The organism is Streptomyces sp. MJM8645, from assembly GCF_001625365.1.
GTDB lineage: Bacteria > Actinomycetota > Actinomycetes > Streptomycetales > Streptomycetaceae > Kitasatospora.
The window spans coordinates 1,045,271-1,063,629 of record NZ_LJJF01000001.1 but is presented as its reverse complement, the minus strand read 5'-3'; the positions used below and the strand labels follow the sequence as shown (position 1 = coordinate 1,063,629).

Here is an 18,359-nt window from a genome sequence, read left to right as displayed (position 1 = left end):
GTCACGGCGGTACGGAGGACGGGCGGTGCCGGCCTGACGCGCGGGGTCTCGTTGACGGCCCTGCGCCAGCGCGCCAGTGCGTCAGTGCGTGGTGCGTGCCGCGTCGCGCAGCCTGCGCCAGGTGCGGCTGACGGACGCCAGCCCGGCCCGCCCGGCGCCGGTCCCGCCGCCTTCCCAGGTCCGGGCCGCCTCGGCGAACGTCTCCGCGCGCTCCGCGTTCTCCGCCGCCGCCTCCGCTTGGGCCGCCCGTGCCTGCGCGGCCCGGGCGGCGAGCCGCAGGTCCTCCGGTTCGATCGTGTCGAGCCTCGTCCGGACGTGGTCGAGGAGCGCGGCGCAGGAGTCGTCGATCGCGGCCTCGCCCAGCGGGCGCGCCGGGAGGTCCAGCCCGTCCGTCAACCGCTGTTCCAGGGCGGCCCGCAGGTCCGGTACGGAGATGTCGCGGATCGTGAGGGACAGGTGGGCGGAGAGGCCGGCGGCGCCGACCGCGCGGTGCGCGAAGCCGCGCGGGACGTAGAGCACGCTGCCGGGTTCGAGGACGCTGTGCAGGAGCCGCGGGGAGTGCTCGTCGTCGGGGAGTTCTCCCGGCGTCCAATCCGCCGCGGTCGGCGCGTCGTGGACGTACCAGGTCTTGCGTCCGGCGGCCTGGAGGACGAACACGTCGGCGTCGTCACGGTGCACCGCGAGGCCCTGGCCGCCGGCGGGCGTGACGAAGAAGAACGCCTCCACGCGCCGGTCGAGTTCTTCGGACAGCCGCGCCACGAGCTCGCCCGTCGGGTGGTGCCACTGGTCGACGCAGCGCAGCAGCAGCGTCGCCCCGACGCCCAGGAGCGCGAGGACCTTCGCGCGGTCGGCGAAGCCGTGGTACGTGATGCCGTTGACCGTGCGTGACGTGGTGTAGGCCTCGGGCGGGACGGTCACCTTGGTGGAGCGGACCATCTCCAGGTAGGGGGTGCGCAGCAGCCCGGTGTCGAAGGCGGCGTCCAACGCGTCCAGGTCGAACGGCGAGGCGAGTTTCTCCGGCGTGAAGACGGCGGGCTTGCGCTGCCACTGGTGGCCGGTGAAGCTGCGGACGTCGCCGACCCAGTCGGCCAGCGTGGGCGATTCCATGGTGTGTCCCGTGGTGTCAGGGTGTCCGGGGCTCGCGGGTCAGACCCTGGCCGCGGCGTCGAACCGTACGGAGAGCAGGGAGCGCAGGGGGACGTGCGTCTCCTGCTGCGGGCCGCGAATGGTGAGCCGGTGGTCGAAGGCGACGTTCAGCAGGCGTTCGGCCAGGGGTACGACCAGGTGCTTGGCCCAGCAGCGGGCTCCGTCGAAGCCGAACGGCATGAACCCGGGCGTCTTCTCCGGGTCCGCCACCCCGGCCCACCGTTCGGGCCGGAACTCCAGCGGGTCGGACCAGTGCTCCGGGTGGCGGTGCATCAGGAGCGGGAAGAGCGCGATGCGGTCCTCGGGGCGGATCTCGGGGTGCAGGCCGGTGTAGGCGTGGCCGTCGTTGCGGAACAGCATCCACGCGGGCGGGAGCAGTCGCAGGGTCTCCCACAGGACCTCGGTGAGGTCGGCGCGGGCGCCCTCCCGCTCCCGGTCCGGCCCCATCAGCCACAGGGCGTTGCCGGCCAGTGCGGCCACCCCGTCGCAGAGGGTGGCCGTCGACCGCCGGTACAGCGCGATGGCCTGCCTCCGCTCCCGGGTGTCGGAGGCGTCGCGGATCTGCCCGGCCAGTGCGGTGCTCCTGCCCTCGGCGGCGGATCCCGGCCAGACGGTGACGGCGCGGTCGACGATCCGGGAGAGCCGGTCGGAGCGGGTGACGCCGCGTTTCGACAGGAGGGAGACCGGCAGCGGGTCGGACGCGAAGAGCCATCGGCGCAGGTAGGAGGTGGCCGCGTAGGGCCAGGCGCCGGACAGCCCGCGTGCCGGGGGCGGCGGGGCCTTGATGCCCGCCATGACGTCCTGACCCAGCGCGCGGATCGTCCTGGTCGCGCTGTCGTGGTGGATGTCCGCTCCCGCGGCGGGCTTGTAGACCGAGCGCTCCGCCGACCGCACGGGGCGCGCCGCGACGATTTCGGCCATCAGCTCGCTGTCGGAGACGCCGACCGTGCGGGCGTCGATCCGGAATACCTTTTCTTCCCTGGTCAGCAGGTCCTGGATCTTCGGGGCGTAAACAATGGAATGGCTGCGCCCGGCTGTCGGCGCCATTTCTTCCATGAGAATCCCGCCTCCAATGAAATGGCGATGGAATGGATTCCCCCGGCGGGCGGAGAACTCCGGGCAGGCGGGAGGACTCCGGGCAGGTGAAAGGTGGGGCGCTCTGCAGCGCCGGCGGGGGCCGCGGCCCGGCCGTGGCTCGGCCACGGCCCCCGTTGGTGACAATGCGTCAGATGACGTGCGCGATCCACGAGTGGTCGGCGAGGTCCTCGTCACGCTTGAACTTCTTCACGATAGCCTTGATCATCTTCATGGGTACTCTCCATTCCCGGGATGGCAGGCACGGTGGAGCAAGGATGCCCGCGGCTTGGCGGAAATTCGGTATTCCGATCGGAACCCCGAACCGACTTTCATCTAACTCCGGACCTTAACCGAAAGCTAGGGCTCCTGACACTCTTTTGACAAAGGATGACCTCCTCGCCGGTCCGGATTGTGCGGTGCATTAGATGGCCGATCGTTATAACTTCCCGAGGCGTGCGGTGGGGGACCATATCGGTATGGAGCTGAGGATTGAGGCCACCGACCTGCCGGGGCGTGAGTGTGCCGCCGCGCCGGGCTTCCCGGGCTACCGGGACCTGTACGTCGCCGTCCAACGCCGGGGCCGCCCGGCCGAGTTGCTCGACCTGTTCCCGGGGGACGCGCCGCGCGCCCGCTGGTCGCTGGAGTGCGAGGCGCAGCCGGCGCCGGGCGGCGCGGACCTCCCCGGCACAGTGGACCTCGCCGGAGGTGCGGACCTCACCGGCCGGTACGTGCAGGGCGGCCCCGGCGCCCGGTTCGTCTACCTGAACTGGGTGACCAGGAACGGTGACGGCTGGGCGCTGTTCCGCCGGGCCAAGCTGCTGCTGGCGGCGGTCGACCGGGAGGTCGTCGAGGCGGCGGTGGAGCGCGGCGTCCTGGTGGCCCGGCTGCGCCTGACGGATGCCAAGGGCCGTCCGCTGTGCGCCGCCGTCCGCCCGCCCGTGGTGACCTGGTCGGCGGAGGGCTGAGTGCGAGGGGGTCCGAACGCGCGAGGAGGGCCCCGCCGCACGCGGGGCCCTCCTCGATGTCCGGTATGCGCAGGTCAGTTGTACGTCGTGGTGACGGTTACGCCGCCGAAGCCCTGCTGGGCGTAGAGGCTGAAGTACACCCAGCCGGACGGCGGGTTGGTGATGGTGAGGGTCTCGCCGTTGCCGGCGTTGGTGGACTTGGCCAGGTTCGACCCGGTGGTGGCCCACGCACCCCCGTTGTAGTAGAGGTCGGCGTTGCCGGTGCCGCCGCTGGTGGTGATGGTCAGCTGCTTCACGCCGGCGGGCAGGTTGAGGAAGTTGTAGCTGTAGTTGCCGGTGGTGGCGGCGACGCCGTCGCGGCGGCAGTTCTTGTCGTACTGCCGGGTGTCGCCGGCGGTGCACAGCGGGGCCTGGCTGGTGGGCAGGCTGCCGCAGTTGTCGGCGCCGCAGGCCTTGAGCCAGGTGGCGAAGTCGGCGTCGTAGCGGGTGCCGATGGTGGTCTTGAGCAGGGTGCGGGCGCCGTTCCAGTCGCCGACGCGGTACTTGGCGAGGAGCGCGTCCACGTCCTGCGGGTGCGACTGGAGCATGTAGCGCACGGCCAGGTAGCCCCAGTTGTAGACCTTGGTGGAGTCGGAGTTGTCGTAGGTGTTGTCGAAGAGGGTGCTCAGCGCGTAGGTGCCCTTGCCGGCCTGGGCGACGGCGGCGTCGTAGTGGACGCCCCGGTAGCTGTACGAGATGTACTCGGCGAGGCCCTCGACCCACCAGACGGTCGGGGTGGTCATGCCGGCGTTGAAGTCGCCGTAGAAGTCGTAGCGGCCGTCGAGGTAGTGGGTGTACTCGTGGTTGAGGTTCCAGATCTGGAAGGCGGGGCGCAGCCAGTCGGCCTCGTGCGCGATGAAGCGGGCCTGGTTGCCGGCCTTGGCCGGGTCGCCCTCCTCGTACATGCCGCCGTTGTCGACGGCGATGTCGTACATCTTCCAGGCGTAGAGGCTGTAGTCGTAGTAGTCGTCGAAGACGACGACCTCAAGGCTGGTGTTGTTGTCGTTGGCGACCGGGCCGTTGTCCTTGACCACCTGGTGGAAGAACTGGTCCTCGTTGATCAGGCTGGTGCAGGTGTCGGCGAGCTGCTGCGCGGTCATGTCCTGGGCGCGGATGCGCAGGTTGGCGTTGCAGGTGTGGTCGACGGTGAGCACGAGCGGGACGAGCCGGGCGGCCAGGTCGCAGGTGCCGTAGTAGGCGCAGTTGCCGGTGTCCTTCTTCTCCGCGAACCAGACCAGGTTCATGGTGAGCGGGGCGGTGGCGCCGACCAGCGGGTAGCGGTTGACCAGGTCCTTGACGATCGGCCGGCCCTGGGCCCTGGTGGCGTCGTTGGCGACCAGGTTGCCGATCTGGATGCCGATCGAGGTGACCACGTCGGAGCCGTTCAGCTGGGAGCTGTTGCGGGTGACGAAGGACGCCATGGTGGTGGCGAAGGAGGGGTCGGCCTGGAGGGCCGCGGTGAAGGCGGGGAGGTCGAAGCCGCGCTCGATGACGGTCTTGGTGTTGGCGACGGCGGTGGCCATCGAGCCGGTCCAGGCGTCGGTGTAGTCGGCGAGCAGGCGCTTGACGACGCCGGTGTAGCGGGCGTTCTCCTGGGCGCTGTCGATCAGGGTGACGGCCTCGGCGAGGGTCGCGCCGTTGGCCTCGGTGACGTCCTTGCTGTGCGGGGCGGCGAAGAGGCCGTCGAGGGCGCCGCGGATGGCGGTCTGCAGGGTGGCGCCGTACGGGCCGACCACGTCCGGGTTGTACCACTGCACGTAGTAGCCGGCGCGCAGGAACAGGACCAGCTGGCCGGCGGAGGTGGAGTCGTCGCCGGGGTAGGTGGCGGAGACGTCCCGCAGGGCGTTGGCGACGGTGGCCATCTGGGCCTCGTTGAACGCGGCCTTGGCGTCGTTGCCGGTCAGGGTGAACAGCGTGTTGACGCAGTCGAGGCCGGCGGCCTTGACCCGCTGGACGAGCGCGGCCCCGGTGTTGCCGGTGAAGGCGGAGACGTCGCAGGCGGGGGCGGCCGCGAGCTGCTTGGCGGCCTTGTCGGCCTTGGCGTCGACCCCGGCCCCGGTGGTGCTGGCCGCCGTCGGGGCACTCGTCTTGGCCTGCTCGTCGGCGGCCAGCGGGCGGGCGTCCTTCGGGGTGTCGGGGGACTTGGGCACGGGCACGGAGTGCGGTGCGGCCGCCTTGCCGGTGGGGGTGGTCGAGGCGTGGGCCGCAGGGGCGTCGGCGGCGTGGGCCTGGGGTGCGAAGAGACCGAGTGCGAGGAAGAAGGCGACGCCGAGCGCAGGGAGTCTGCGCGCGCCGGCCTTCGCTATCCGGGAGGGACGCATCTGTGGGGGCCTCCGGGGCCGTTGAGGGTTGCCGTGTGGTTGGGGGCACACGGTTCCTGATGTGTGACATGTAAAATGTCACACCTGTTGCGGCCGGGGGAAGGCTTGGGAACGGATTCGCGTCGGGCGAGATCGAACCGTTGTCAGGTCGGCGCGCCGCGTCAGGCCGGCGCACCCCGTCAGGTCGGCCCGACGGCGGATCAACCCGCCGTCAGGCCACGGCAGTCCGCGCCAACGGCGTCAACGCCGCGAACTCCAGCGGCGCCGACGGATCCACCGACAGCTCCGCCGGAGCCGGCTCGGCGCCGGAGCGGACCAGCAGATCGCCGATCGCCGCCACCATCGCCCCGTTGTCCGTACAGAGCCTCAGCGGCGGCACCCGCAGCGCGATCCCGGCCGCCGCGCAGCGCTCCTCGGCCAGCGACCGCACCCGGGAGTTCGCCGCGACCCCGCCGACCACCACCAGGGTGTTGATCCCGTGATCGGTGCAGGCCCGCACCGCCTTGCGGGTCAGCACGTCGGCGATCGCCTCCTGCAACCCTGCCGCCGCGTCCGGGACGTACGGGTCCGAGCCGCCCGAGCGCTGCGCCTCCACCCAGCGGGCGGCGGCCGTCTTGAGCCCGGAGAACGAGAACGCGTACGGGTCGTCCCGCGGTCCGGTCAGCGGCCGCGGCAGGCGGACGGCCGTCGGGTCGCCGTCCCGGGCCGCCCGGTCGATCGCCGGCCCGCCGGGGTAGGGGAGGCCGAGGATCCGGGCGACCTTGTCGAAGCACTCGCCGGCCGCGTCGTCCAGGGTGTCGCCGAGGTGGACGATCGGATCGCGGGCGAGGTCGCGCACCAGCAGCAGCGAGGTGTGCCCGCCCGAGACGATCAGCACCACGCAGGGGTTCGGCAGCGGCCCGCCGTCCAGCGTCGCGGCGGCGACGTGCCCGGCCAGGTGGTGCACCCCGTACAGCGGGACGCCGAGCGAGAACGCGTAGCCCTTGGCCGCGGCCACCCCGACCTGGAGCGCCCCGGCCAGCCCCGGACCGGTCGTCACCGCGACGGCGCCGATGTCGGCGAGCGTCAGCCCGGCCCGCGCCAGCGCCTCGCCGACCACCGGCGCCATCGCGTGGACGTGCGCCCGGGCGGCGATCTCCGGCACCACCCCGCCGAAGCGGGCGTGCTCGTCCATCGACGACGCCACCGCCTGCCCGAGCAGTACGCCGTCCCGGACCAGACCCGCGCCGGTCTCGTCGCAGGAGGACTCGATCCCCAGCACCACCGGTGACCCTGTCACAGTCACTCACCCTCATCACTCATTACATGCACTCGCGACCATTGTGCCCGACGAGACGTGAGGAATAAGCAGGAGCCCATGCTTCGTTCCTGCAACTCATACGCAATAGTGTTGTCCCGGCACGATCATCACTGTTCATCGAAAGGGGCTGTGTCCCAGCATGGGCACCTACTCGCTTCCCGACCTGCCGTACGACTACTCCGCGCTTGAGCGGGCGATGTCCCCCGAGATCCTCGAACTGCACCACTCCAAGCACCACGCCGCCTACGTCAAGGGTGCGAACGACACCCTGGACCAGCTGGCCGAGGCGCGCGACAAGGAGCAGTTCGGCGGCCTGGTCGGCCTGCAGAAGACCTTCGCCTTCCACCTGTCCGGCCACGTGCTGCACTCGCTGTTCTGGGAGAACCTCTCCCCGGAGGGCGGCGACCGCCCCGAGGGCGAGCTGGCCGACGCCATCACCGAGCACTTCGGCAGCTTCGAGGCCTTCCGCAAGCAGCTCACCACCGCCACCACCGGCGTGCAGGGCTCCGGCTGGGGCATCCTCTCCTGGGAGCCCCTCGGCAAGCGCCTGATCGTCGAGCAGGTCTACGACCACCACGGCAACGTCGGCCAGGGCACCACCCCGCTGCTCGCCTTCGACGCCTGGGAGCACGCGTACTACCTGCAGTACCGCAACGTGCGCCCCGACTACGTCGAGAAGCTCTGGGACGTCGTCAACTGGCAGGACGTCTCGTCCCGCTTCGCGGCCGCCAAGACCGTCTGACGCGCACGAGGTGAACGGCCCCGGACCGGTCGGGCGGTCCGGGGCCTTCCTTGTGTCAGGAGAGCTGCAACAACGCCTTCCGGTGCCGCCAGGCGAGCCGCATGGACGAGTTGGGAGGTCGCCGCGAACAGCTCCCGGCCGACGGCTTCACTCCACGTCCCGTCCAGCCAGGGCGCGACGTCGTCGTGCAGGTAGCGGACGGCGAGATGGCGGGCATGGCCGCCACCGAGCTCGGCGGCCGCGTCGCCCAGCGACTTCGTCATCCGGCGGATCGCTGCGACCTCGCCCCGGCCGACCTTCACTGTGCTGTCAGTCTTTCCCTGCACCCGCCGCAGGATGGCATCAGGGTCGGGCAGGCCCAACGCCGCAAGCGCGTACGCACTGGAGGCGGCCACGAATCCCCGGCGATCCACCACGCCCCTCCGGCTCAGCTCGACACCCGATCCAAGGTAACGCCAATTCCGCTCTCCACGTGACCAGTTGTCGGGCTGTTGACCACCTGGAACATCCGATCGGATTCAGGCAAGCAGCCCCGGACCGGCGATCCGGGGCCGTGCCGAATGCGACGGGCGATCCATTCCCCTACGGCAGGGGCCACGCATTCGTCGGGTCGTCCAGCCAGGCCTGATGGCCGCCGGGGCCGATGGTGAGGCCGAGGCGGCTCGGACCGGGGCGGTCATTGTCCAGCCACCAGCGGTGGGCGGCCTCGACTTCGTCCCACAGGCGGCGCGGGCCGTGCTGCCAGACCGTGTACCGCTCGGTGTTCTCGGTGCCGTCCCAGTCGACGGCGGCCCAGGAGCCGCCGTCGGTCGTGGCCACCCAGAGGCGCGTCTCGACGTCGTCGAGATCGGGGTCGTGGTGCCAGGCGTACCAGAGGTCGCCGAGGCGGTGCCCGAGGGCGAACTGGGTCTCGAACTCCGAGTCTGCGACGGCCCAGGGGTCGAGCGTGGTCGTGGACTCGTCCGGTACGTGCTCGTCCATGACGACGTCCCGAAAGAGGCGGAGGTCGCGGCGCTGGGTACGCATCAGCATGAAGGCGCTGTCGGCGGTGTACCGCCCGGTGGCGGTACCGTCGCCGGTGACGGTCAGGCGGAGGAGCCCGCCGCAGCTCCACTCGTCGTACCAAGGGGTGAGGATCTGCCCGCCCGGCCTGGTCTGGCTGATCCACTCGCCCGGAACGCGCTTCACGGAGCAGGTGGCCATGATCCGGTCGAACGGCGACGCGGCATTCCAGCCGAGACTTCCGTCGCCGCAGACGACGGTGGGTGCGTAGCCGGTGGCGTCGAGGTTGGTCCGGGCGCGGTGGGCCACGGCGGCGTCGATCTCGATCGTCGTCACGTTCGCCCCACCGAGGCGGTGGGAGAGCAGGGCTGCGTTGTACCCGGTGCCCGCGCCGATCTCAAGAACCTGCATCCCCGGTGCGATGTCCAGGAGTTCGAGCATCTGGAAGACGATCGACGGCTCGGAGGCGGAGGACGACGGCCACGCATCGGCTACGTCCATCGGCTCCGCTCCGTCGTTGACCTGTGTCACCACGGGAACGTCCGAACCGGCGGCGGCGAGCCAGCGGTCGGGTTCACGTTCACGGTCGCAGAGCCGGTAGCCGTCACCGTCGGCAAGCCAGATCCGGTCCGGGAGGAAACGATGGCGCGGGGTCGCCTCTGCGGCCCTTCGCCACTCATCGGACACATCGTGGCCGAGGGAGCGGGATACCGCGCGGAGCAGGCCTTTCGTGGCGGCCTGCTCCAGGTCGTTCTGCGGGCTCGTCACTTCCCGTCGCCGTCCTTGCGGTGCTTGGCGGCCGACGACCCGGACGAGGTGTCCGGGGTCGTCTTGTCCTTCCCGAAGTCCTTCCGGTCCTTGTTCGCGTGCTTGCCCTGCCCGCCGTCGTTGCCCCCGCTGCCGCCACCGGAGCTTCCGTCCTTGCCGGTTCCCCATCCCATGGGTGCCTCCTATCTGTCCTGTTCGCGATGATTGTCGTGTGGAGCGCTTGCCCAGGTGTACGGACGTGACAGCGACCAACTGGCGTGCCGCCGGGCCGATAGGCTCCTTGATGAGAGCGGGGCCGCCGTCGCAGGGAGCGAGACCTGCCGACGGGTCTCCGACCGCTCTCGGTCGGGGACGCCTACGACGGTAGGGTCCCGGAGTCGGAACCTGAAGTGACCACGAGTACAGGTACGTTGGCACGAACTCCCGAAGTGGGGGGCTCTCATGCAGCCAAGCCCGCATCAGTCCCTGACTGATAGTCAGGGGAGGCCTCGGCGCCCACGCGTGGGCACTATCTCCGGGTACGTCTTTCGGGTGATACGAGAACAGTGTGGGGCCACCCAGGACGAGTTCGCCGAGCGGTTGGCCGTGTCGACCGACACGATCGCCGGATGTGAGAGTGGTCGGCGCCCGCTCACGGCCGTACCTGTCGGGCAGATGTTCACCTACCGCCATCGGCTGATGCAGGTGGGCGCAGCGCCCGCACTCCTCCAAACACTGGAGCGATCCTTCGAGGCGGACATCCTGCTCGCCGGCATCGTTGAGGAGAAGTCGCCGGCTGCCGGGAGCCCCCTCGGGGCGATGGTGATACGGCGCGACCTCGTGGAGATTCTCATGTGGCCGCTCAGCGGTGCAGCGCCGCAGACTGTTCGCGACCTCCCGGCCCCGCCGCGTCCACGCAAGGGCCCAGCGCCGGCCGGACCGGAACTTCTCGCCCCCGACCGCACCCGGTTCTACACGCACCTGCGGCGCGCGGCCGAGGAAGCGCGTGGAGCGGACCAGTTCCTCGCCCGCCGCCAAGCGCTGTACCTGGCCGGATACGACGAACAGGGTGACACGCGGGAGTGGCTCGCCCACCAGCAGCGTTCCGAGCGGCCGAACGACTGGCTGAGTCACTGGCTCAACTCCCGTTCCGTCGCCATGGTCTCCGCCCGCCACGGTGACCGGGATCGGATGAGCCACTTCATCGAAACGGCCCTCGCCGATGAGGCGGGCGCGATGGCGAACCTCAACTACTGGGCGTACTGGGTCGGCGAGGCCCCGTACCTCGAACTCTCCGACGACTTCATCGCTGCCCGGTCGCCGGGCCCGTGGCCCGGCGACAAGCTCCTCGCGCACCTCGTTCAGGGCCTCGGCCCGCAGTGCGGGTACGCCGAGTTGAACATCCACAGTGTGTGGTCACTGCTCCAGGTCCGGCCGGATCTGCTGCGCTCCGGAACTGCGGCCCGCGCCCTGCGCGAACGGCTCCCGGTGCTGTTGGATGGTCGGGAGCTGTCGCGGCGCGGGCGACGCGAACTCGACAGCATCCGCTACGCGATCCGCCTTGTCGAGGCGTGAGAGGAGCCAGACAGTGACAGACGACCTGACGCCGGTGGCCAGGTTCCTGTTCGAAGCCGGGACGCTCAAGCAGACCAAGCGTACGGGCTGGTGGATGGCCGGCGTCCGCGATCCCGAATCGGTCGCCGAACACTCCTGGCGAACCGCGTTGATCGCTTCGATCATTGCCAAGCTCGAAGGCGCGGACCCGGCGCAGGCCGCCTTCCTCGCGGTCTGGCACGACTCCCAGGAGACGCGCACCGGGGACGTCAACCATCTGGGGAAGAAGTACGCGCCCGGCGCCGACCCGGCGGCGGTGACGGCCGACCAGGTCGGCGGAATGCCGGAGATCCTCGCCTCGACCATCCGGGATCTCGTCGCGGAGTACGAAGCGAAGGACTCTCCGGAGGCGGTCTGCGCGCGGGATGCCGACAAGCTGGAGTGCCTGATCCAGGGCGTCGAGTACAAGGCTCAGGGCTATGCGAACGCTCAGCGCTGGATCGACAACAGCCGTGGCCGTCTCATCACGAAGACCGCCAACGCACTTGCCGACGCCGTCCTGGCAACCGACTCCCTCGACTGGCTCCGTGCTGCCCTCGGCGAGAAGTCGAGCTGACACGGGTCGCGGATCGTGCCTTGAAGGCGGCACCTTGCGGTATCGGTCTTGCGGCGGCAGTTCGATGTGATGGTGGACGGCGCCGAGCGCGTGATCTGACGGAGGGGCGAGGATGGCGATCGAAGCGGAGCTCAAGGCGGTCGTGCGCGACCCGGAAGGCGTGCGCAGGCAACTGGAGGCCCGGCACGGTGCCGGCCGCGCCGAGGTCTACCGCGACACGTACTACGACGCCCCGGACGGCAGCCTGATGGGCGCCGATCGCGAGTTGCGGATCCGTACCGTGCACAGCCCGGACGGCAGGCGCACGGTGCTCACGTACAAGGGGGCCCGGGTGGACGAGGCGTCCGGGTCGAAGCCGGAGTCCGAGACGAAGGTCGAGGACGCCGACGCCGCGCACGAGATCATCCGGGGCCTGGGCTTCACCCCTCGCATCGCGTTCGAGAAGCGGTGCCGCAACTACGGCTTCCAGCGCGACGGGAGGCACCTGCTCGCCACGCTCGTTCGCGTTCCCGAGTTGGACGACGCCACGTTCATCGAGGTCGAGACGACGGCCGCCACGGAGGCCGACCTCGCGCCGGCCCTCGCCCTGGTGCGTGCGGTGCTGTCCGAACTCGGCATCAGCGACGCCGACTTGACCACCGATCTGTACGCCGACGCGGTCGCGGCGGTGCGACCGGCCTGACTGATAGACCTCATTCCGCATTCACCGGCGTGCCCCCTGGGGCCACAGCACCTCAACCGGCACGCCGCGCTGGCGGGCGTAGGCGACCACGTCCGCCGTCCCGCCGTGGCCGCGGGCCGGCAGGCCGTCCCAGACGGCGAGGAGCTTGTCGACCTGGGCTACCAGGACCTCGCTCCCCGCCATGTGGGCGGCTTCGTCGGACTCCACCCGGTCAGTTCGGTGAACGGCGTCGGCACTGCTCAACAGCCGGTCGTAGACGGGGTGATGCCAGCCCGGCAGCCCATCCCGGTACTGATCCGCCGGAATGACGACCTCCAGCCGCGCCCCCCGTTCGAGCGCGATCTCCGCGATCCACGCGTCCGGCCCGTCCGCGATGCAGGACACGACCGTGAGCCCAGTCAGGTCCTCGCCCGCGAGAGCGTCTTCGAGCAGCCGTCGAACCTGCTCCTCCACCCCGGCCGCCAGCCCCCGGTGCCCCGTGATTCCGATTCGCACTGCGATCCCTTCCTAGAGATAGACACCGTGCAGGCGCTCGTCGAACTCCCTCACGACCTTGGACGGCGAGGAAGTGCTGAACGACCGTCGAAGTGCGCGGCCTCTCTCGACGATTCGACCTGAACGGTACTGGAGTCCGATCTCCAGAGCTTGCGTGGCGAGGGCGAATGCCGTCTCGATCCGTCCTGCGGCCAGATGGCCTGCTGCAATGTCCAGCAACAGCAGCGCGCGTTGCTTCGCATGACTGGTCGCCGGGACCGGGATCGCCGTTTCTGATGCCCACCTGGAGAGTCCGAGTTTCGCGCCGCAGGCCACTCTGGCAGCGGCCACTTTGGACTCGTCGAAGGTGAACACCCAGGGCCATGGGGGTGGTTCTTCCCGGATGTCTGCCTGAAGCACGGCTCGGCTACGTGTCAAGGCGCGGTCGGCGCTGCGCTGGTCGCCTGCGGCTGCATGTCCGAGGGCCTCAACCGATGAAAGCCACGCGTCGGCGACTGCGGGAAGCGCAGGCTCCAGGAAGCTGCGGGCTCGCTGGGTGAGACTGAGCGCCTGGACCGCGTTGCCGGTGTGAGCTTCGAACTGCGCGAGGCTTCCGGACTGGTACGCGGCAAGCAGTGGGTGTGCTCCTGACCGCGCGGCTTTGATCGCAGCTCCGTAGAACGACCGCGCGGACCCGTGGTCTCCCATGTCCCACGCCAGCCAAGCGGCCAGGCTCGCCGCCTCGCTCGCGATGGCGGCGAGCCTGATCCGATGAGCATCGGTCCGTGCCGCGCCAATCAGCCCCTGGATCAACCGCAGATGGGAGTGGACGACATCGGCAAGCTCCCGTGAGGGCGTCGACCCGTCAAGTCGACGGTAGGAGGTGGTGGCAACTCGGAGTGCGACAGCTTGCTGCTCGGCCTCGTCCGTGGATCCCGCGGCGGCAGTGAATACGGGGGATGCCGCGATTGCTGCGGCTGCTCCCAGGAATTGACGTCTTTCCACGTTCTCAGTTCCGATTCGCGTCTGAACCGTATTTTCGGCGAGGCCGAGCAGAGCTGCTGGAATTCCCAGGTGCTGTGACAGTCGCAGTAGCACGTCCATGGCGTAGGGGGCGATGCCTCGCTTCTCCAGTCGTGAGATCGCTGATTGTGAGAGTCCACATGCCTCGCCCAACTGCACCTGCGTCATGCGCTGGTACGTTCGAGCCAGCTCGATGATCTTGCCGTAGTTCCTCGTCCGGGAGGCATCCCGGATCGCTGCCGAGTTCCAGTTCAACAGCCCATCCCAACGCTACGAGGCCTGCCAGGTCACATGGTGCAATCCGATGCGTTCCTCGCATATCCGTATGCGGGCACCGCATGATCAATGGTCTCACGACTGTGACGGATTGTTGACTGACAGTAAGGAATCGGCTTGTGCGTTGGTGTCTCGGCTGCTGCCGAGACACCAACGTCGGGCCCTGTGCTGGCAGTTGTGCCCGGCTGGTTTGGAGGGTGTCCGTGGTGGTCAGTCCACTGAGTAATGCGCGGTTTCCGGTTCCGCTGGAGTGGGGTGAGCCGCCCGGGGCCGACGCCGTGCCGGTGGCGCGACGGTTGGTGGGGGCGATCGTGCGGGAGTGGGGTGTGCCGCTGTCGGCGGACGGGTTTCAGGAGGTGGAGCTGTGCGCCAGCGAGGTGATCGCCAATGCGCTCGTGCACACCAGGGAGCGCTGTGCCGTGACCGTCCGGTGGTGTGTCGGGCGGGTACGGGTGGAGGTCGCCGATCGGTGCCCGGAACTCCCGAAGCGCGAGCGTGACGCCGGATCGACCAGCGGGCGTGGCCTCCTGCTCGTCGAAGCGCTGGCGCACGCATGGGGCTGGCGCCCGGCGGGGGTGGGCAAGGTGGTCTGGTTCGAGTGCCTGGAAGTCGCCGAAGTGCCGTGCCCCACGCATGGATGGGGCACGGCGCTGGACCTTCACGCTCTGCGCGAGGTGGCGTAGTGGCGACCGTCGGGCGCCTCGCGACTGTGACGGATTGTTGACTGACAGTAAGGAATCGGCTTGTGCGTCGGTGTCTCGGCTGCTGCCGAGACTGAGCCAGGACACGTTGGCTGGGACTTGGTCACGGTTGTTGGAAGCGGAGTGCCCCAGCGCCGGAATCGCTCTTGGGGCTACTACTCCAGCTGTAGTTCGTGAGGCGTGTGTGACTGAAGGCGTGAAATGGGTTGATCATTCCCAGCCGTGCTCGGCGTAGGTCCGGTTGTCCCACTCCGGGTGTTCTGTGGTGTAGGTGCCCCAGCCCATGCGCTGGTAGTACAACGTCATCGCGTCGAAGTAGCTCGCGGCCTCAACGGTCCACACGAGCCGGGCACCTTCGGACAAGAGCGCACGAGCCCCGTCTCCGCGCGGTCCGGCCAGGCAGAACATCTTTCCCTCCTCGCCTTCGTCCCACAGCTCGTGAAGCATTGGTTCAGGATAGGTCCCAAGCGGCGCGGTGTGACTACAACGGCTGAACCGCTGTCGTCCCCGCCGCTCCAGTTGTCCTGCGTACGCGCTCGCTCGGTTCCAAGCCCTCAGAGGAGCGGCCACGGACGCCGCGAGCCCGGGTAGTTCGGAACTGGTTCCAACATGAATGGCAATCCACCGCAGGTGGCAAGAAGAATGGCCAGATGGTTCCAACAAACGTGTCCCACCGGGTCGAAACGGCCAGGTCACCACACCGCGTCAGTTCCACCTATCGTGCCCCGGCTCAGAGACATCGACGTCAGGCCCTGTGCTGGCGGTTGTGCCCGATTGGCTCAGAGGGTGTCGGTGGTGGTCAGTCCACTGAGTAATGCGTCGGGGTGGGGTGAGCCGCCCGAGCATCCTCGGCAAGTGATTTTGATCGGTTGTCAGGTGATGCCGGTGGATCGAGTGACGGCCCTGGGGTCGTGCCCACGTGGGTGCGTCAAATGTGGTGGCGGCCCGGTGCTGGGGGTGGTCATCCTGGGCGGATGGGTGATCGTGCGAATTTTGTCGTTGTCCGCGAGAGCGGTGAGTTCGAGCTGTACCTGTCGCGGTTCGGGGCGGTAGGAATCGACCTCGACCTCCTGGCCGGGCCGGCGGAGGCGCTCTCGATGGTCCGGCGCCTGAGAGCGGTCGACTGGTGGCTGGACGATGTGCACTGCCAGGGTGCGGCGCTGATCGACCTCGGCCGGAAGGTGCTGATGCTGTTCGCCTGGGAAGGGCCGAGCGCCGAGATGCGCCACAGGGCGGCCACTCTGGAGCTGTTGCGGGAGGCATGGGTGGGGTGGGACGTCCGGTGGATGTACGACGGCCCTGCCGAGCTGCGGACGTACCTGGGGCTGGACCCCGAACACGTCCGTGCTCGTGGGCGCGGGCATGCGGTGGGGCCGCTGCTCGAACCGGGCGACGAGGAGCTGGCTGACCCCGAGCCGATGGTTGCGGTGGTGACGGTCAGGGCGGTCGGGACGGAGCACTGCTACGTGCTGGCGAACGTCAACGACCATCCGGTCCGGGAGGGGGCTGCGCTGCTCGACCGACTGGCGGGCGGCCCCGAGCACGGGGTCTGCGAGGCGTCGGCCGATGCCGGCATCCACGTCGATCCGCTGCGTCGGCGGGTGGGCTGGTGGGTGCTCGGGGCGTCGGCAGAGGCGTACGAGATGCCGCAGCGATGGCCCGGTTGGACGGTGGAGTTCTGGCAGGACCGCTGGGAGGAGCACGTCCTGGCGGCGCCCGGACGCTTCTCGCCCCCGCCGGTCGACCGGGCGAGGGCGCTGGCGGACGTACGGGCAGCGGCCGAACGCCGTCGAGAGGCATGAACCCGCCCGGCGCCTGCCGGGTCGGCCTGGCCGACCCCACCCCGCGAACCGTGCCGGCAGGCACTGACGTGCATACTTGCCGGACGATCAGTAGGACGTAGAGGTGATGACGCGGTGAAACTGGCTGAAGCGCTCGCGCAGCGCGCGGCTGCGGTGCGGCGGGTGGAGCAGTTGCGGGCGCGCGTCGTCGGCAGTGCCCGCTACCAGGAGGGCGAGGAGCCGGCCGAGCCCGCGGCGGAGGTCCTGGCCCAGGCCGGAGAGGTGCTGGACGAGCTGGAGCGGCTGATCCGTCAGATCAACCGGACCAACTCCACCGCGCTCATCGAGGGCGGCGGCACGCTGACCGACGCCCTCGCCCGCCGGGACGTCCTGCGGCTGCGCCACTCGGTGATCACCGCAGCCGCCGACGCCGCCTCCGGGCGCGACCAGCGCGGCGCCGTACGGCAGTTGCGGTCCGAACTGAGGATGCTCTCCGCCCTGCCGGTCGCCGAGCTCCGCGCCCAGGCGGACGCCCTGGCGAAGGAGATCCGCGAGGTGGACACCCTGATCCAGCGCACCAACTGGGAGATCGACCTGATCGAGGACTGACCCCACCAGCTGGGTGTGGGAAGCAGGTAGTCGCCACGGAGGCGTGCACACACCGCGGGCCGGCGGTTTATCCGGTCCTTGGCGCGTGAAGAGCAACGCAGGGGGTTCGATTCCTCATCAAACAATGCAGCTCAGCATCGCGTACAGGTGACAGAGCACACCGAACAGCTCACCACCACGTGCAGATCCGGGCGACGAGGGCGGGAACGGGGCGCCCCACACCCGGTGCGAGGGCCGTGCACACCAGCACGGCCCTCGCACCTTTTCCTCCCCAGGGCCACCCGAGAAGCGTCTCCCGTCAGGGCGCGCCGAAGAAGCCGAAGAAGGCGTCCAGGATCTGCTGCGCGGCCAGCCCCGCCGGTATGGTGCCGGCGCGCACCTGGGCCTCCAACTCGACCGCGAGCCGCCGCACTTCGGGGTGTTCGTGCAGCCGCGCGTAGAGCTGGTCGTGGACCATCGTCCAGGTCCATTCGACCTGCTGTTCCCGCCGTTTCGCGGCCAGTGCGCCGGTGGCGTCGAGGACCTTGCGGTGTTGCTGGAGCCGTTCCCACAGCACGTCGAGTCCGGCGCCGTCGCGGCCGCTGCAGGTCAGCACCGGGGGCGTCCACGCCGCGTCGGGGGCCTGCAACAGCCGTAGGGCGCCGGCGAGTTCGCGGGCGGCGGCGCGGGCGTCGGGTTCGTGCGGGCCGTCGGCCTTGTTGACGGCGATGACGTCGGCCAGCTCCAGGACGCCCTTCTTGATGCCCTGCAACTGGTCGCCGGTGCGGGCGAGGCTGAGCAGTAGGAAGGTGTCGACCATCCCGGCGACGGCGGTCTCGGACTGGCCGACTCCCACCGTCTCGATCAGGACCACGTCGTAGCCGGCGGCCTCCATCACCACCATGGACTCCCGGGTGGCCTTGGCGACGCCGCCCAGCGTCCCGGAGGTGGGCGAGGGGCGGACGAAGGCGTGCGGGTCGACGGCGAGGCGTTCCATCCGGGTCTTGTCGCCGAGGATGGAGCCGCCGGTTCGGCTGGACGTGGGGTCGACGGCGAGCACGGCGACCCGGTGGCCGAGCCCCGTGAGCATGGTGCCGAAGGAGTCGATGAAGGTCGACTTGCCGACACCGGGGACGCCGGTGATGCCCACCCGGACGGCGCCGCCCGCGTGCGGCAGCAGCCGTTGGAGCAACTGCTGCGCGAGCGCGCGGTGGTCGGGCCGGGTGGACTCGACGAGGGTGACGGCGCGCGCGATCCAGGCGCGCGAGCCGTCGAGGACACCCGTCACATAGCTGTCGAGGTCGATCGTCCGCGGAGGCATACGA

19 protein-coding genes are annotated in these 18,359 nt (G+C 69.7%); 9 read left to right on the top strand and 10 right to left on the bottom strand.

What is annotated here, in order from left to right:
- Positions 1-81: 81 nt before the first annotated feature.
- Entirely contained in the window at positions 82-1,107 is a 1,026-nt protein-coding gene (locus tag A6F73_RS04235) for a cupin domain-containing protein (RefSeq protein WP_063346525.1), read from the bottom strand.
- Positions 1,108-1,146: 39 nt separating this feature from the next.
- Positions 1,147-2,193, bottom strand: coding sequence for a cytochrome P450 (locus tag A6F73_RS04230; RefSeq protein WP_063346524.1), 1,047 nt, complete (start codon positions 2,191-2,193; stop codon positions 1,147-1,149).
- 506 nt (positions 2,194-2,699) lie between these two features.
- Between A6F73_RS04230 and A6F73_RS04225 the strand changes: the two genes are divergently transcribed.
- Positions 2,700-3,188: a DUF5990 family protein gene (locus A6F73_RS04225; RefSeq protein WP_063346523.1), complete on the top strand. Its 489-nt coding sequence runs from the start codon at positions 2,700-2,702 to the stop codon at positions 3,186-3,188.
- 74 nt (positions 3,189-3,262) lie between these two features.
- Here the strand turns inward: A6F73_RS04225 and A6F73_RS04220 are convergent, their stop codons facing one another.
- Both A6F73_RS04220 and tsaD read right to left on the bottom strand, forming a co-directional pair.
- Positions 3,263-5,548 carry a M9 family metallopeptidase gene (locus A6F73_RS04220; protein WP_063346522.1) on the bottom strand — a complete coding sequence of 762 codons (2,286 nt, stop codon included), beginning with the start codon at positions 5,546-5,548 and terminating at the stop codon, positions 3,263-3,265.
- A 211-nt stretch (positions 5,549-5,759) separates the two neighbouring features.
- Positions 5,760-6,812 (bottom strand): tRNA (adenosine(37)-N6)-threonylcarbamoyltransferase complex transferase subunit TsaD, encoded by a 1,053-nt coding sequence (tsaD, locus tag A6F73_RS04215; RefSeq protein ID WP_063346521.1) that lies wholly within the window; start codon positions 6,810-6,812, stop codon positions 5,760-5,762.
- Positions 6,813-6,987: 175 nt separating this feature from the next.
- On the opposite strand from tsaD, the gene A6F73_RS04210 reads away from it, so the two are divergent.
- Positions 6,988-7,590, top strand: coding sequence for a superoxide dismutase (locus A6F73_RS04210; protein ID WP_063346520.1), 603 nt, complete (start codon positions 6,988-6,990; stop codon positions 7,588-7,590).
- Between the two features lie 101 nt (positions 7,591-7,691).
- Positions 7,692-8,066: a hypothetical protein gene (locus A6F73_RS41280; protein ID WP_159398351.1), complete on the top strand. Its 375-nt coding sequence runs from the start codon at positions 7,692-7,694 to the stop codon at positions 8,064-8,066.
- A 106-nt stretch (positions 8,067-8,172) separates the two neighbouring features.
- On the opposite strand, the gene A6F73_RS04205 is transcribed toward A6F73_RS41280, so the two are convergent.
- Together A6F73_RS04205 and A6F73_RS42815 are read right to left on the bottom strand one after the other, a co-directional pair.
- A complete protein-coding gene (locus tag A6F73_RS04205) occupies positions 8,173-9,360 on the bottom strand; it encodes a methyltransferase domain-containing protein (protein WP_244293279.1) in 1,188 nt (395 codons plus the stop codon).
- Positions 9,357-9,533, bottom strand: a complete 177-nt coding sequence (locus A6F73_RS42815) for a hypothetical protein (protein ID WP_244293278.1) — start codon at positions 9,531-9,533, stop codon at positions 9,357-9,359. Before A6F73_RS42815 ends, A6F73_RS04205 begins: the two co-directional genes overlap by 4 nt.
- A 268-nt stretch (positions 9,534-9,801) precedes the next feature.
- On the opposite strand from A6F73_RS42815, the gene A6F73_RS04200 reads away from it, so the two are divergent.
- The 3 genes from A6F73_RS04200 to cyaB all read left to right on the top strand — a co-directional run bounded on the left by A6F73_RS04200 (position 9,802) and on the right by cyaB (position 12,191).
- Positions 9,802-10,914, top strand: coding sequence for a helix-turn-helix domain-containing protein (locus A6F73_RS04200; protein WP_063346519.1), 1,113 nt, complete (start codon positions 9,802-9,804; stop codon positions 10,912-10,914).
- Positions 10,915-10,927: 13 nt separating this feature from the next.
- Positions 10,928-11,509: an HD domain-containing protein gene (locus tag A6F73_RS04195; protein ID WP_063346518.1), complete on the top strand. Its 582-nt coding sequence runs from the start codon at positions 10,928-10,930 to the stop codon at positions 11,507-11,509.
- A gap of 112 nt (positions 11,510-11,621) precedes the next feature.
- Positions 11,622-12,191, top strand: a complete 570-nt coding sequence (gene cyaB / locus A6F73_RS04190) for a class IV adenylate cyclase (protein WP_063346517.1) — start codon at positions 11,622-11,624, stop codon at positions 12,189-12,191.
- 21 nt (positions 12,192-12,212) lie between these two features.
- Here cyaB and A6F73_RS04185 read toward each other — a convergent pair whose 3' ends face one another.
- Entirely contained in the window at positions 12,213-12,686 is a 474-nt protein-coding gene (locus A6F73_RS04185; protein ID WP_063346516.1) for a hypothetical protein, read from the bottom strand.
- Positions 12,687-12,698: 12 nt separating this feature from the next.
- Entirely contained in the window at positions 12,699-13,943 is a 1,245-nt protein-coding gene (locus A6F73_RS04180) for a helix-turn-helix transcriptional regulator (protein ID WP_107452818.1), read from the bottom strand.
- 218 nt (positions 13,944-14,161) lie between these two features.
- Here A6F73_RS04180 and A6F73_RS04175 point away from each other — a divergent pair, with 218 nt between their 5' ends.
- A complete protein-coding gene (locus A6F73_RS04175; protein ID WP_159398350.1) occupies positions 14,162-14,647 on the top strand; it encodes an ATP-binding protein in 486 nt (161 codons plus the stop codon).
- A 228-nt stretch (positions 14,648-14,875) separates the two neighbouring features.
- On the opposite strand, the gene A6F73_RS04170 is transcribed toward A6F73_RS04175, so the two are convergent.
- The gene (locus A6F73_RS04170) at positions 14,876-15,112 is read right to left on the bottom strand and encodes a hypothetical protein (protein ID WP_063346513.1); all 237 of its coding nucleotides are present in this window, start codon (positions 15,110-15,112) and stop codon (positions 14,876-14,878) included.
- Between the two features lie 527 nt (positions 15,113-15,639).
- Between A6F73_RS04170 and A6F73_RS04165 the strand changes: the two genes are divergently transcribed.
- Positions 15,640-16,467, top strand: coding sequence for a hypothetical protein (locus A6F73_RS04165; RefSeq protein WP_063346512.1), 828 nt, complete (start codon positions 15,640-15,642; stop codon positions 16,465-16,467).
- A 114-nt stretch (positions 16,468-16,581) separates the two neighbouring features.
- Positions 16,582-17,055 carry a DIP1984 family protein gene (locus A6F73_RS04160; protein ID WP_063346511.1) on the top strand — a complete coding sequence of 158 codons (474 nt, stop codon included), beginning with the start codon at positions 16,582-16,584 and terminating at the stop codon, positions 17,053-17,055.
- A gap of 298 nt (positions 17,056-17,353) precedes the next feature.
- Here A6F73_RS04160 and meaB read toward each other — a convergent pair whose 3' ends face one another.
- On the bottom strand, positions 17,354-18,355 hold the full coding sequence (gene meaB, locus A6F73_RS04155) for a methylmalonyl Co-A mutase-associated GTPase MeaB (protein WP_063346510.1): 1,002 nt from the start codon (positions 18,353-18,355) through the stop codon (positions 17,354-17,356).
- Positions 18,356-18,359 lie beyond the last annotated feature (4 nt).

Bases quoted from the DNA above. Each gene is read 5' to 3' on its own strand.
- A6F73_RS04165 (WP_063346512.1), top strand. From the start codon at position 15,640: ATGGGTGATCGTGCGAATTTTGTCGTTGTCCGCGAGAGCGGTGAGTTC.
- A6F73_RS42815 (WP_244293278.1), bottom strand. From the start codon at position 9,533: ATGGGATGGGGAACCGGCAAGGACGGAAGCTCCGGTGGCGGCAGCGGG.
- A6F73_RS04225 (WP_063346523.1), top strand. From the start codon at position 2,700: ATGGAGCTGAGGATTGAGGCCACCGACCTGCCGGGGCGTGAGTGTGCC.
- A6F73_RS04230 (WP_063346524.1), bottom strand. From the start codon at position 2,193: ATGGCGCCGACAGCCGGGCGCAGCCATTCCATTGTTTACGCCCCGAAG.
- A6F73_RS04210 (WP_063346520.1), top strand. From the start codon at position 6,988: ATGGGCACCTACTCGCTTCCCGACCTGCCGTACGACTACTCCGCGCTT.
- cyaB (WP_063346517.1), top strand. From the start codon at position 11,622: ATGGCGATCGAAGCGGAGCTCAAGGCGGTCGTGCGCGACCCGGAAGGC.
- A6F73_RS04220 (WP_063346522.1), bottom strand. From the start codon at position 5,548: ATGCGTCCCTCCCGGATAGCGAAGGCCGGCGCGCGCAGACTCCCTGCG.
- A6F73_RS04235 (WP_063346525.1), bottom strand. From the start codon at position 1,107: ATGGAATCGCCCACGCTGGCCGACTGGGTCGGCGACGTCCGCAGCTTC.
- A6F73_RS04170 (WP_063346513.1), bottom strand. From the start codon at position 15,112: ATGCTTCACGAGCTGTGGGACGAAGGCGAGGAGGGAAAGATGTTCTGC.
- A6F73_RS41280 (WP_159398351.1), top strand. From the start codon at position 7,692: ATGGACGAGTTGGGAGGTCGCCGCGAACAGCTCCCGGCCGACGGCTTC.
- meaB (WP_063346510.1), bottom strand. From the start codon at position 18,355: ATGCCTCCGCGGACGATCGACCTCGACAGCTATGTGACGGGTGTCCTC.
- A6F73_RS04200 (WP_063346519.1), top strand. From the start codon at position 9,802: ATGCAGCCAAGCCCGCATCAGTCCCTGACTGATAGTCAGGGGAGGCCT.